Below are 13,174 nucleotides of genomic sequence, written 5' to 3'. Positions count from 1 at the left end.
TTTCATCGGGGTTGTCCGACGGACGGCGTCGCCGACCGCCATTCCTCGGCGCGTACGCGCCGAAGGGGGTCTTCAGGGGCAGCGGACGACCTGACCGGCGTAGGTCAGGCCGCCGCCGAAGCCGAACAGCAGCACCGGCGCGCCCGAGGGCACCTCCCGGCGCTCGACAAGCTTGGACAGGGCCAGCGGCACGCTCGCGGCGGAGGTGTTGCCGGACTCGACGATGTCCTTCGCGATGATCGCGTTGGGGATGTTGAGCCGCTTGGCGATGCCGTCGATGATCCGGGCGTTGGCCTGGTGCGGCACGAACGCGGCCAGCTCCGACGGGTCGACCCCGGCCCGCTCGCAGGCCTGCAGGGCGAGCGGCGCCAGCTCGGTGGTGGCCCAGCGGAACACCGCCTGCCCCTCCTGCTGGACGTACGGGCGCCAGCCCTCGATGCGGACCGCGTCGCTCTTCTCCGGCACCGAACCCCAGACCACCGGGCCGATCCCGGCCGGCTCGTCGTCGGCGGTGGCGGTGACCACCGCCGCACCGGCGCCGTCGGCGAAGATGATGCAGGTGGAGCGGTCGGTCCAGTCGGTGAAGTCGGACAGCTTCTCCGCGCCGATGACTATCGCGTTGCGCGACGCGCCGGCCCGAATGGCGTGGTCGACGGTGCCCAGCGCGTACGCGAAGCCCGAGCAGGCGGTGTTCACGTCGTACGCGCCGGGGGCGGTGATGCCCAGCTTGGCGGCGACCCGGCAGGCCACGTTGGGGCTGCGGTCGATCGACGTGCAGGTGGCGACCACTACCAGGTCGATGTCGGCGGCGGTCAGGCCCGAGTTGGCAAGCGCCTTGCCGGCGGCGGCAGCGGCCATGTCGGCCACCGTCTCGGTGTCGGCGATCCGCCGGCTGACGATGCCGACGCGGTCGCGGATCCACTCGTCGTTGGTGTCGACGAGCTGGGCGATGTCGTCGTTTGTCACCACTCGCGAGGGCTGGTAGTGCCCCATCGAGACGATGCGACTGCCAGTCATGAACGACCTCCGATGCGGGCGATCAGGTCCCGTGCGGCCGGCAGGTCGTCCGGGGTGTTCAGGGTGACGATCTCCGGGGCGCCCTCGCCCTTGAGCTCCCGCTTGACCAGCCCGGCAAGGGTGCCGGCGGGCGGCAGCTCGATCACGCCGGTGACTCCGAGGTCGGCCAGCGTACGCATGCACAGGTCCCAGCGCACCGGCGCGGTGACCTGGCGGACGAGGCGCTGCACCAGCTCCTGGCCGTTGTCGACAGCGGTGCCGTCGAGGTTCGACAGCAGGGTCCGGACCGGGTCGGCGGGGGTGATCTGGGCGGCGACCGCGGTGAGCGCGCTCGCGGCCGGGGCCATGTACGGGGTGTGGAACGCGCCGGCCACCTTGAGTCGGATGACCCGGGTCCGGGCGGGCGGCTCGGCGACGAGCTTGTCGAGCCCGTCCAGCGAGCCGGCGGCGACGGTCTGCCCGGCGCCGTTGCGGTTGGCCGGATGCAGCCCGTGTGCCGCGATGGCGCTGAGCACCTCGTCCGGGTCGCCGCCCAGCATCGCGGCCATCCCGGTCGGCTCCAGCGCGCACGCGGCGGCCATCTCCCGGCCGCGTGCGCTGGCGAAGGTGATCGCGGCTTCGGGGGTCAGCACACCGGCGAGGGCGGCCGCGCCCAACTCGCCGACGCTGTGCCCGGCGGTGAGTCCGACGCTGTCCAGTGGCAGGTGCTCGGCCGCGAGCAACGCCGCGGCGACAAGGAGCGGCTGGGTGCGGGCGGTGTCCATGATCTCGTCCGCGTCGGCGGCGGTGCCCAGGTGCACCAGGTCGACCCCGGCCAGCGCCGACCACTCGCGCAGCCGCGCCTCGGTGCCGGTCAGGTCGAGCCAGGGGGTCAGGAAGCCGGGTTTCTGAGAACCCTGGCCGGGACTAAGTACGGCGAGCACGCCTATGACTCTCCTGGATTCGCGCGGGTAACGCTGTGCCGCCTCCGACCAAACCACACTAGAACGTTTGGAGGTTTCCTACAAAAATCGGCGGGGATCATCCTCGTTCTGTGCCGATTTCCGGTTGGTCGGGGTCATTGTCTGAGTCGGCACGGTCGAGGAGAGCGGGACGACCGGATCCAAACGACCCACGGTCAGCGCCACCTGGAGCGCGAACGCGTCCCGGGGCGACAGCGGCGAGAAGCCGGTCACCTCGGCGATCCGGCGCAGCCGGTAACGAACCGTGTTCGGATGGACGAACAACGCGCGGGCGGCGCTCTCCAGCGTGCCTCCGGCGGCCAGGAAGGCGTCCAGGGTCGCCAGCAACTCGCCGCCGGCGCGCACCAACGTCGCGTACACGTCGTGGCGTAACCGCCGCCGAGCCTCCGCGTCGCCAGCGAGTGCCCGCTCCGGCAGCAGATCCGCGGCCGGCACCGGACGGGGAGCGGCGGGCCAGGCCGGCGCTGCCCGGAAACCGGACAGCGCGGCCCGCGCCGACTCGGTCGCCTCGTCCAGGCTCGGCACGGCCGGACCGACCACCACCGGCCCGTCGCCGAACGCGCTGAGCAGCTTGGCGGTGGCGGTGAGCGGGTCCGCAGCGCCGCCCAACACGATCACCAGGCGGTCGCCGTGCACCCCGCCGATCACCTCCACACCGATCCGGCGGGCCTGCCGGTAGACCACGTGCAGCACCGCGGAGACCTCCCCGCCCGGCGATCGACCGACCGCCACCGCCACCGGCGGCGCGTCCGCCCAGCCGAGCGCGGCGGCCCGACTGGCCAGCACATCGGGCGAGTCACCACGCAACAGCGCGTCCACGAGCAGGGCCTGCAACCGCGCGTCCCACGCGCCGCGGGACTCGGCCGCCCGCGCGTACACCCGGGCGGCAGCGAACGCGATCTCCCGGGAGAAGCGCAGCACCGCTTCGCGCAGTTGCTGCTCCTCGCCCTCGGCGGCCAGGTGCGACACCTGCTCCTCGACCACGTCGATGGTTACCTTGATCAACGCGACGGTCTGCTGGAGGGTGATCGACCGGGCCAGCGCCTGCGGTGCGGCGGCGAAGACCTCGTCCGAGACCTCCTGGGTGCTGTCGGCGGTGCCGCCACCCTCGCTCAACCACTCCACCAGCGACCGGGCGCCCGCCTGGGCCACCAGCATCACCCAGGAGCGCTGGTCGGCAGGCAGCGCCCGGAACCACGGCAGCGTCTCGTCCATCCGAGCCACGCTGGAGGTGGCCAACGCCCCCGCCGAACGCTCGATCCGGCGCAGCGTGGCCGCCAGCTCTCCACCCCCCGGCGTACTCACCGCCCTAGCCTGACACGTCGTGAGCAGGCCAACCACGTCGGCACCGGTCAGCGGGCCGCCGGAAGCACCTTTCGACCGGCGCCCCGTGCCGTCGCGTTGAGCACCTGACCGGGGCTGTGCAGGAAGCACCACACCCCGAGCGTGCCCGCCTGCCACTCCGGCTCGCCCTCCGGCATCAACGCCAACACCTCGAATCGGCGTCCCAGGGTCCGCTCCGGCAACCCGACGAAACCGGCGATGACCGACAGGCAACCCGCGTCCACCATCTCGTCGGTGAGTTCCTCGACCTCCGTCCCGGCCCGCCAGAGGCCGGCGAACTCGGTGGCGTGCGGCCCGGTGCAGGAGGTGGGCGGCAGGTTGACGGCGTCGTCGGACCCGGTTGGTTCGGTGAAACAGCTGTACCGCAGCGTCGAATCACCGGTCAGCGCGCCGCTCAGGCTGTTTGCCCGGGGGTTCGGAAACCACCGGTCCACCGCATTCATCTCCAGCAGGTCGCAGCGGTACCACCGCTCACCCGCCTGCCAGCGTGCCGCCGACGGGATCAGCACCCGCATCGCCAGCCGCGCGTCGCGCCACTCGCCACCCAGGAAGAGATCAGCCTCGGCGTCGCAGGACTGGTAAGCCCGCCCGATGCCCTCGGTGTCGGCGGCCGGCGGCGCCGACGCGGCGGCGCCCGCGCCGCCGAACAGGCCCACCAGGAAGGTCTCCGTCTCGTGCTTCGACGAGCAGGGGATCGGCGTGTACGCCTCGGGGCTGCGCTCGTCGGAGGCGACGGCGTGACACACCCCTGCCTCGGGCGTGAAGGACGAGGCCTCCTCGCCGACGAGGAGGCTGTCACAACCGCCCGCCCCCATGGCCAGCGCCACCAGGAGTGCCGTCCCGTACCACCGTCGCATGTCGTCTCCGTCCCGGGCCGCCACCGTCGGCGTGAATGCCGGGAAGCGTACGGCAGCCGGTGTCCAGAGTGGACCGGAGCGTGCTCACGGGTGCGGGGGAGCGGGCAGCCCCAGCTCCTGGGCCAGGATGGCGGCCTGCACCCGGCTGCGCAGCCCCAGTTTCGCCAGGATCCGGCTCACGTGCGTCTTGGTGGTGCTCTCCGCCAGCACCAGCCGGTCGGCGATCTGCTGGTTGGACAGGCCCAGGCCGAGACAGGCCAACACGTCGCGTTCCCGCGGCGTGAGGGTGCCCAGCGCGGCCCGGGTGGCCGCCGACGCGCCGGGCGCGGTCGCCGCGAAGGCGGTGATCAACCGGCGGGTCACCGCGGGAGCGATGAACCCGTCGCCACGCGCCACCGTCCGCACCGCGGTCACCAGCCCCTCGGCGTCGGTGTCCTTGAGCAGGAACCCGGCCGCGCCGGCGCGCAGCGCGCCGAAGACGTACTCGTCCAGGTCGAAGGTGGTGAGCACCAGCACGTCGGCGAGCCGGTCGGTGACGATCGCCCGGGTCGCGGAGATCCCGTCCCGACGGGGCATGCGGACGTCCAGCACCGCCACGTCCGGGCGCACCTCCCGGCACAGCCGCACCGCCTCGTCGCCGTCGGCCGCCTCGCCGACCACCGCCAGACCGGGGGCGGCGCCCAGGATCAGGGCCAGTCCGGCGCGTACCGCCGGCTGGTCGTCGGCAAGCACCACCCGCACGATCCCGTCGTCCGCCGGCCCGGTCACCCGCCCTCCCCGGTGGGCAGCGCGGCCCGGACCTGCCAGCGCCCGTCCCGCGGCCCGGCGGTGAACCGCCCGGACAGCAGCGTGGCCCGCTCCCGCATGCCGATCAGCCCGGCCCCGGCGCCCGGCCACCCGGCCCCGGGCGAGCGCACCGGATTTTCCACAGTCACCACCACCTCCGCCGGCCGGTACGCGATGGTCAACTCCGCCTCACCCGTGCCGTGCTTGAGCGCGTTGGTCAGCGACTCCTGCACGATCCGGTACGCGGCGAGGTCCACCCCCACGGGCAGCGGGCCCGGTGTGCCGTCGGTGCGTACCCGCACCGCGAGGCCGGCGGACCGGATCCGCTCGACCAACCCGTCCGCCTCGGCGAGCCGCGCGGTGACCACCTCCGGCAGCGCCGGGCCGTCGCCGGCCGGACCCGAACCGCCACCGGTCGCCGGCTCGCGCAGCAACTCGATCATCTGCCGCATCTCGGCCAGGCCCTGCACGCTGCTCTCCCGGATCACGCGCAACGCCGAGGAGACCTGACCGCGGTCCAGGCCGGGTACGGAGAGCACGGCGGTGGCGTGGATGGCGACAGCGCTGAGGTGGTTGGCGACGACGTCGTGCAACTCCCGGGCCATCCGGGCCCGTTCGGCGCTGACCGCCTGCTGGCGGTCCAACTCGACAAGCCGGGCGGTCTGCTCGGCCCGCGCCCGCTCGGCGGCGGCCTGGTCGCGGTACTGCCGCACGCTGATGCCGGTCAGGACCGGCAGCAGCCCGGCGAGCACCAGCGGCACCCCGACGGCAGCTCCGCGCCACTGACCGAACCCGAGGACGCCGACCACCACCCCGACCAGGCTCAGCGCCACAGTGATCCGCAGCAGCCAGCGCCACAGTCGGGGCGGACCGTACACGCAGGCGTCGTAGAGCACCTGCGTGTAGACCACGACAGTGCCCAGCGAGTTGCCCAGCGCCGTGTCGACGAGCAGCGCCCCGGTCCCCACGGCCAGGCTGGCGCGGGGTGCCACCCTCCGCAGCCCGACGGCGACGCACACCGCCAGCAGGGGCGGCAGGAACAGTGCCGGCGGCACGTCCGGGTGCGGGACGATCTGCGGTTGCATGCCCAGGCCATAGAGCACCAGACCGCCGGCCAACGACACGCCGGCGAGCGCCAGGTCCCTGCCGGGGGTGCCGGAGCCGAGCCACGGTGGCGGTCGCATGTCACCGATCCCACCACAGCCGCCGACGCTCGGACACCGCCCGGAGGAGGAGCCCGACCGCGCCGACATGCGCCGAAAGGGGTACGCGGAGCACGGCCCGACAGCGCAAGAATGATCATCATGACTGATCGGGAGAACCTGGCCGCGCTGGCGCGGGAGATCGACAGCACCTGCCGGCTGACTGGCACGTTCGTGCTCCGCTCCGGGCGCACCGCCGACGAGTATTTCGACAAGTACCGCTTCGAGGCCGACCCCCGCCTGCTGGACCGGGTGGCAGCCCAGCTTGCGCACCTGGTGCCGACCGACACCGAGGTGCTGGCGGGGTTGGAGATGGGCGGCATCCCGGTGGTGACCGCGCTCGGCCGGCACACCGGGCTGCCCTGCGCGTTCGTCCGCAAGAGCGCGAAGCAGTACGGGACGGCAAGGCTTGCCGAGGGGGCCGACCTGGCCGGGCGGCAGGTGCTGGTGGTCGAGGACGTCGTCACCTCCGGCGGGCAGGTGGTCATCTCCACCGGCCAACTACGCGAGCTGGGTGCCCGGGTGGAGCACGCCCTCTGCGTCATCGACCGCGCCGAGGGTGGGGCCGAGGCGCTCGCCGGTCACGGCGTGGCGCTGCGCGCGCTCCTGCGCCGGGCCGACCTGGAGGCGCACCGCCTCCGCTGAGCGCCGGTCCGTTCCGGCTGCGGCCTCTGGGTGAACGGCGCGAAAAGAAGCTGTGAACTGCGCGACCAGCTTCCGCGTTCACCGTCGTCGTCGGGAGCTGGCCGGTGCCGACCCCGGGTACGCTGCGCGCGGCCCGTCGGTCCCGGCCAGTACGGTGACAGGGGCACGTCGGGGGAGTACCGGCGGGTGAGGCGAGCGTGAGGAGACCGGGAATGGCGCACGGGGAGGCCGAGTACGGCTGCGCCCAGGGCGAGCCCGGCCGGCCGGGGCACCACGACCCGCAGGCGGCTGGCAAGCACCGTCGGCCGGCCGCTGGCGCGCCGTCGCACCCGGTGGATCCGCGGCCCGACGACGAGACCGTGCTCCCGCGCCAGCGCTCCGCCGAGGCCTCCGCCTGGACCGAGCCCGACGCCGACGTCCCCGCTGGTTGCCTCAGCGAACTTCCCGGCTGGGCCGGGGCGCATCGGCACGGCCCGGTCCGGCCGCGCCCACGGGCCACCCGCCGGGAGCGCCCGCCACGCCGCTGGTGCTGAAACCCCGGCGCCTTCGCACGGCGGCCAGGAGTCAGCGGGTACGGCGCCGGATCAGCAGGGCGATCCCGGCGAGGCCGACCGTGATCGTCAGCATCACCCCGACGTTGAGCAGCAGCAGGCGCTGGAGGTCGCCCAGCGCGTCATCGAGGTCCTTCGCCGGGTCGAGCGTGTCCTCCGGGAGCACCCGTTCGCCACCGCCCGCACCACCGCTGACCGTGTCGAACTGCCGCTCCAGCGGCACACCGGCGGTGCGCAGGGTCTCGGACATGCTGAGCCGACCCAGGAACCAACCAGCGCTGATCTTGCGGGCGTCCGGCTGCTTCGCCGGCCGGTAGACCCGCGGACCGCCGACCGCCCGGGGATAGAGGTCGTACGTCTGCTGCGGCGTCTCACCGGCGAACACCACGACCGTGTACTTCGGACCGAGGTCGGCCGGCTTCGGGCCGGTCGGCATGCCGGTGCGTCCGAGGAAGTTGACCTGGTCGATGACCGCGCCCACGTGGGCGGGCTGCGTGTCCGCGCGCAACCGCAGGGGCGCGGCGAGCCCCACGCCGGTGATGTCCACCCCGGCTGGTGCCGGGTTCGGCGCCGCCGAGGCCGGGCCGGCGGTGCCGAGCGACAGCAGAGCCGCCGCAAGCGCGCCCGCCACCACGGCGGCCAACCGCCTCATGTGTCGGACCATCCCGCCTCCTCGCCCCGTTCGATGGATGGCTTCGGTGTGACGCGTGGAGCGGTCTGCCGATGCGACGCCGACCAGAGGGTTGGGTCTACACCTACAGACTCCGCAAAACGTCGATGAGTTGCAGCTTCTGGAACAGTATTTGGAACTATCTGCGATCTCTGCTCGACTAATGAGGAGCTGTTTGATCAGCGGGCGGATCGTACCCTTACGGAGGGGTTCATGGGGGGCAGGGTTACACGTACGGCGCGGGTTGTGCCAGTGGTGCTCGGCGTGGCGTTCGGTGTGTCGTTTCTGGCGCCGCCAACTCCGGCCGCCGCGCACAACTCGCTGACCGGCAGCGATCCGCGCGACGGTGCCCGAGTGGCGACCGCCCCGGCCCGGATCGAGCTGCGGTTCCTCGCCAAGCCGGCACCGGCTACGACGAAGATCACAATAACGGGACCGGACAATGTGGTCGCTGGCGGCCCACCCGTCTTCGACGGCAGCCGCGTGCGGGTGCCGTTCACACCGGCCGCCGCGGGGCTCTACGTCGTCGGCTACCAGCTCGCGTCCGGCGACGGGCACCCGGTGAAGGGCGAGGTGCGGTTCACCCTCACGACAGGGACCGCCGCCGACCCGTCCGCGAGCCCGTCCGCCCTGCCGTCGGCCGACGGTGGCACCGCCGTGCCGCCGGGTGCCGCGGTCGCTTCGCCGTCGGCCGGGTCGGCCTCGACCGCGCCGGGCGTCACCCCGACGGCGGTCGTGCCGCTGGCGCAGGAGCGCGCCAACTCGGCCCAGCGCCTGTGGCTCTGGGCGCTCGGCGCGTTGGTGCTGCTCGCGGCCCTGGTGAGCGGCCTGCTGATCCGCCGCCGGGCCACCCGCGGCTGAGTCCGATCCAACGCCCGCGCAACCCCGGGCACCCGCCTTGCGGTCGTCGAGCGGGGCGGCGCGGCGGGGTCAGACCAGGCGGAGTCGGGCGGCGCGCATCCGGGTCAGGGTGCGCTCGCGACCGAGTACCTCCAGCGACTCGAACAGCGGCAGGCCCACGGTGCGGCCGGTGACCGCGACCCGTACCGGCGCCTGCGTCTTGCCGAGCTTCAGGCCGCGCTCGGCGCCGACCGCCTCCAGCGTCGACTTCAGCGCTTCGGCGTCCCACGACCCCAGCGTCTCGAACGCCGCGATGGCGTCGTCCAGCAGCTCCGCCGAGCCGTCCTTCATCGTCTTGGCCCAGGCGGCCTCGTCGATCATCGGCGAGGCGAGGAACAGGAAGTCGACGTTCGGCACGATCTCGCTGAGCAGCGCGAGCCGGGTCTGGGCCAGCGGGGCGACAGCGGCGAACGCGTCGGCGTCGAACTCCTCCGGCTGCCAGGGCGGCGGCGCGATGGTCCCGGTGCCGGTCAGCCATGGCTGGCAGGCGTCGATGAAGTCGGGCACGGACAGCGCCCGAATGTACTCGCCGTTGAACGCGCGCAGCTTCTTCTCGTCGAAGAACGCGGGGGAGGGGTTGACCTCCTCCAGCCGGAACTCGTCCTCGATGACCGGCCAGGGGACGATCTCCCGGTCGCCGGAGGGCGCCCAGCCGAGCAGCATCAGGTAGTTGCGCATCGCGCCGGCGAGGTAGCCCTCCTCGCGGTACGCCTCCAGGGCGACCTTGTCCCGGCGCTTGGAGAGCTTCTGCCGCTTCTCGTTGACCACCACCGGCACGTGCGCCCAGATCGGCGGCTTGACCCCGAGCGCGTCCCAGAGCAGCTGCTGCTTGGGCGTGTTGGGCAGGTGCTCCTCGGCCCGGATCACGTGGGTGATCCCCATCGTCATGTCGTCGACGACGTTGGCCAGCAGGAAGACCGGCGAGCCGTCGCCCCGGGCGATGACGAAGTCCTCGATGAGCTTGTTCTCGAAGGTGGGCTCACCGCGGATCAGGTCGATCACCACAGTCGTGCCCTCGTCGGGCGTCCGGAAGCGCAGCGCGCGCCCCGGACCCGGGCCGAGGCCGAGATCACGGTGGTAGCCGTCGTAGCCCTGGTACTGGGAGCCGGTGCGGGCCTGCACGTCCTCGCGGGTGCAGTCGCAGTAGTAGGCGCGGCCGGAGTCGTAGAGCCGGGCCGCGGCGGCCCGGTGCTCGCCGGCGTTCTCCGACTGGAAGTACGGACCCTCGTAGCTGCCCCGGGAGATGCCGATCCAGTCCAGCGCGGAGAGGATGCCCTCGGTCCACTCGGGCTTGTTGCGCGCCGCGTCGGTGTCCTCGACGCGCAGCACGAACACCCCGCCCTGCTGCTTGGCGTAAATCCAGTTCTGCAGCGCCGAGCGGGCACCGCCGACGTGGAACATACCGGTCGGGGAGGGGGCGAAGCGCACACGTACCGTCACGTCCCCCAGCCTACGGCGGCCGGCGACCGCTTCCGGCCACGGCCCCCTGACTCACGGCACCGAGCGGATCTTCACCACCAGGGCGCTACCGACCAGGGTGACCACCGCGGTGACGGCGTAGAGCGTGGGATAACCGCCCAGGTACACCACGAGCGGCGCGGACAGCGCCGGGCCGAGCACCTGCGGCGCGGAGTTGGCGATGTTTATGACACCGAGGTCCTTGGCCCGGTCGGTGGCCCGGGGCAGCACCTGGGTGATCAACGCGGCGTCCACCGAGAGGTAGACGCCATAGCCGGCGCCGAGCAGCAGCGCGGCGACGATCGCCATCGGCCAGACCGGCACGACAGCGAGCAGCAGCGCGGCCACCGCCATGATCAGCCCGGACACGATGACGTAGATCTTGCGGCGGCCGGAACGGTCCGACAGGCGGCCGGCGACCACCGCGGTCAGCATCATGCCGAGCGTGTAGAGCAGGATCAGCACCAGCAGCCCACCCTCGGGGTCGGGGTGGCGCACCCCGTCGGTGAGGAAGTACAGCAGGTAGAGGGTGCCCAGCGCGTTGCCGAGCTGGACCAGGAACCGGGTGATCCAGGCCCAGGCGAAGTCCGGGTGCCGGCGGGGGCTGATCCACATCGAGGCCAGCAGTGCCCGCGTGCGCAGCACGGGCCGATGCGTACGGGGCAGGGGTTCGTCGGGAGTGAGCAGCGCGAACGGCAGCGACAGCACCAGGATGGCCACCGCGATGGCCAGGTAGCCGGCCGCGTTGCCGGTGACCACGGCGGTGACCAGCACCGCGCCGAGCACCAGCCCGAGCGCCTGCGGAATGCCCACCCACCCCGAGACACCGCCGCGCTGCGTGACCGGCACCCGGTCCGGGATGGCCGCGCTGAGGCTGGCCAGCATCGCGTTGAAGCAGACCTGCGCGGCCACCCAGCCGAGGGCCACCCCGAGGATGGTCCGCTGCTGGGCCAGCAGCACCAGGGCCGCCGCGCCGAGCAGCGCCCCGCCGGCGGTCCAGACGTGCCGACGGCCGAACTCCCGGCCGGCCACCCGCAGGCAGGTCCGGTCGGAGAACGCGCCCGCGAGGGGGTTGGCGAGCACCGCGGCCAGGGCGCCGAGACCGGTGACCACCGCCAGCATGTTCTCCTTGTCGCCGGGCGCGATCTGCTCGATCTGTTGCGGCAGCAGCACCTGGATCGGCGTGAAGAACGCCATCCAGACCCCGAGGTTGGCCGCGAAGATCAACCCGATCCAACCCCGCCGCACCGGCACTGTCGGCTCGGCGAGCGCGGCCGGCAGCGACACCGGCGTCGGGTCGAGGGTGGTCACCGCGCCGACCCGCCCCGGGAGGCCGCGATCACGTCCCGCAACCAGGTGTACGACGACTTCGGCGTACGCGTCTGGGTGGCGTAGTCGACGTGCACCAACCCGAATCGCTTGGTGAACCCCTCGGCCCACTCCCAGTTGTCAAGCAGCGACCAGACGAAGTACCCGCGCACGTCCACCCCGTCGTCGATGGCGGCCCGGACCGCCCGCAGGTGCCCGTCGAGGTACGCGACGCGCTCCGGATCCGCCACCTGCCCGCCCGCGTCCGGTGCGTCGTCGTACGCGCAGCCGCTCTCGGTGATCTCGATGGGCGGCAGGGCGTCGCCGTAGGTGTCGCGGAGCCAGCCGAGCAGTTCGCGCAGCCCGTCGGGGGCGACCGGCCAGTCGAAGGCGGTCCGGGGGTAGCCGTCCAGCGGCACCAGGTCGAACGGCAGTGGCGAATCCGCCTCGGCGGCCCGTACGCCGGTGGGGTTGTAGTAGTTGACCCCGAGCACGTCGATCGGCGCGGCGATGGTGTCGAGGTCGCCGGGGCGGATGACCCCCGGGTCGAAGCCGGGCAGCTCGGGGTAGCCGCGGCCGAGCAGCGGATCGGTGAAGAGCCGGTTGTGCAGCGCCTCGTACGCCGCCCCGGCGGCCCGGTCGGCGTCGCGGTCACCGAGCACCCGCACCGGCGAGTAGTTGTTGGCGATCGCCACCGGGCTGGTGGTGTGGGCGCGTAGCGCGGCGACCGCGAGCCCGTGCCCGAGCAGTTGGTGGTGGGCGACCGGGAAGGCGTCGAAGAGCAGCGTCCGGCCGGGCGCGTGCTCGCCCATGCCGTACCCGAGGCTCATGTGGATGAACGGCTCGTTCAGGGTGATCCAGAGCCGGACCCGGTCGCCGAGTCGGGCAGCGGTCAGGTCGGCGTACTCGGCGAACCGGGCGGCGGTGTCGCGGTGCAGCCAGCCGCCGGCGTCCTCGAGAGGTTGCGGCAGGTCCCAGTGGTAGAGGGTCGCCACCGGGTCGACGCCGGCGGCCAGCAACTCGTCCACCAGCCGGTCGTAGAAGTCCAGGCCGGCCGGGTTGGCCGGGCCGGCGCCGGTGGGCCGTACCCGGGGCCAGGCGATGGAGAAGCGGTACGAGTCGACGCCGAGGCCGGCCATCAGCGCGACGTCCTCGGCATGGCGGTGGTAGTGGTCGCAGGCGACCGCACCGCTGCTGCCGTCGCTGATCCGTCCAGGGGACTGCGCGAACGTGTCCCAGATGGACGGACCGCGCCCGTCGGCCGTGGCGGCGCCCTCGACCTGGTGCGCCGAGGTGGAGACGCCCCAGCGGAAGCCAGCGGGGAACTGGGGCATCGGTGCTGTCGACATGCGCCCTCCCGGTCAACGTGAAACGTGCTCGGGACTTTAGGGGGCTCTCCATCAATGCGCCATAGGCCGGCCTGGCGCAATCCGCAATGGTTGATCGGCGTGTCTTTTTCCAAACCCGTCCTGGT

13 protein-coding genes are annotated in these 13,174 nt (G+C 72.8%); 3 read left to right on the top strand and 10 right to left on the bottom strand.

The window, feature by feature from the left end:
* Positions 1-72 precede the first annotated feature (72 nt).
* The 6 genes from ACQPWW_RS26305 to ACQPWW_RS26280 form a co-directional block, all read right to left on the bottom strand.
* Positions 73-1,017, bottom strand: a complete 945-nt coding sequence (locus ACQPWW_RS26305; protein WP_110565639.1) for a beta-ketoacyl-ACP synthase III — start codon at positions 1,015-1,017, stop codon at positions 73-75.
* On the bottom strand, positions 1,014-1,940 hold the full coding sequence (locus tag ACQPWW_RS26300; protein WP_433126235.1) for an ACP S-malonyltransferase: 927 nt from the start codon (positions 1,938-1,940) through the stop codon (positions 1,014-1,016). The genes ACQPWW_RS26305 and ACQPWW_RS26300 overlap by 4 nt, the downstream gene beginning before the upstream one ends.
* 78 nt (positions 1,941-2,018) lie before the next feature.
* The gene (locus ACQPWW_RS26295) at positions 2,019-3,320 is read right to left on the bottom strand and encodes a PucR family transcriptional regulator (RefSeq protein ID WP_433126234.1); all 1,302 of its coding nucleotides are present in this window, start codon (positions 3,318-3,320) and stop codon (positions 2,019-2,021) included.
* Between the two features lie 11 nt (positions 3,321-3,331).
* Positions 3,332-4,180 carry a septum formation family protein gene (locus ACQPWW_RS26290; protein WP_433126233.1) on the bottom strand — a complete coding sequence of 283 codons (849 nt, stop codon included), beginning with the start codon at positions 4,178-4,180 and terminating at the stop codon, positions 3,332-3,334.
* Positions 4,181-4,264: 84 nt separating this feature from the next.
* A complete protein-coding gene (locus ACQPWW_RS26285) occupies positions 4,265-4,948 on the bottom strand; it encodes a response regulator (RefSeq protein WP_433126232.1) in 684 nt (227 codons plus the stop codon).
* On the bottom strand, positions 4,945-6,150 hold the full coding sequence (locus ACQPWW_RS26280; protein ID WP_433126230.1) for a sensor histidine kinase: 1,206 nt from the start codon (positions 6,148-6,150) through the stop codon (positions 4,945-4,947). The genes ACQPWW_RS26285 and ACQPWW_RS26280 overlap by 4 nt, the downstream gene beginning before the upstream one ends.
* A gap of 120 nt (positions 6,151-6,270) precedes the next feature.
* On the opposite strand from ACQPWW_RS26280, the gene ACQPWW_RS26275 reads away from it, so the two are divergent.
* Positions 6,271-6,813: an orotate phosphoribosyltransferase gene (locus ACQPWW_RS26275; RefSeq protein ID WP_433126228.1), complete on the top strand. Its 543-nt coding sequence runs from the start codon at positions 6,271-6,273 to the stop codon at positions 6,811-6,813.
* Positions 6,814-7,025: 212 nt separating this feature from the next.
* Positions 7,026-7,346, top strand: coding sequence for a hypothetical protein (locus tag ACQPWW_RS26270; RefSeq protein ID WP_433126227.1), 321 nt, complete (start codon positions 7,026-7,028; stop codon positions 7,344-7,346).
* Between the two features lie 31 nt (positions 7,347-7,377).
* On the opposite strand, the gene ACQPWW_RS26265 is transcribed toward ACQPWW_RS26270, so the two are convergent.
* Complete coding sequence (locus ACQPWW_RS26265) at positions 7,378-8,028, bottom strand: hypothetical protein (RefSeq protein WP_433126225.1); 651 nt, start codon at positions 8,026-8,028, stop codon at positions 7,378-7,380.
* 252 nt (positions 8,029-8,280) lie between these two features.
* Here ACQPWW_RS26265 and ACQPWW_RS26260 point away from each other — a divergent pair, with 252 nt between their 5' ends.
* Positions 8,281-8,895 (top strand): copper resistance CopC family protein, encoded by a 615-nt coding sequence (locus ACQPWW_RS26260; protein ID WP_433126224.1) that lies wholly within the window; start codon positions 8,281-8,283, stop codon positions 8,893-8,895.
* A 69-nt stretch (positions 8,896-8,964) separates the two neighbouring features.
* Here the strand turns inward: ACQPWW_RS26260 and gltX are convergent, their stop codons facing one another.
* From gltX to ACQPWW_RS26245, 3 genes are all read right to left on the bottom strand, one after another.
* Positions 8,965-10,335 (bottom strand): glutamate--tRNA ligase, encoded by a 1,371-nt coding sequence (gene gltX / locus ACQPWW_RS26255; RefSeq protein ID WP_433134573.1) that lies wholly within the window; start codon positions 10,333-10,335, stop codon positions 8,965-8,967.
* 90 nt (positions 10,336-10,425) lie between these two features.
* Entirely contained in the window at positions 10,426-11,703 is a 1,278-nt protein-coding gene (locus tag ACQPWW_RS26250) for an MFS transporter (RefSeq protein ID WP_433126222.1), read from the bottom strand.
* The gene (locus ACQPWW_RS26245; protein ID WP_433126220.1) at positions 11,700-13,049 is read right to left on the bottom strand and encodes a GH1 family beta-glucosidase; all 1,350 of its coding nucleotides are present in this window, start codon (positions 13,047-13,049) and stop codon (positions 11,700-11,702) included. The genes ACQPWW_RS26250 and ACQPWW_RS26245 overlap by 4 nt, the downstream gene beginning before the upstream one ends.
* Positions 13,050-13,174: the final 125 nt, after the last annotated feature.

The organism is Micromonospora sp. CA-240977 (genome assembly GCF_050942285.1).
GTDB lineage: Bacteria > Actinomycetota > Actinomycetes > Mycobacteriales > Micromonosporaceae > Micromonospora.
This window is presented reverse-complemented; position numbering and strand designations above follow the sequence as displayed.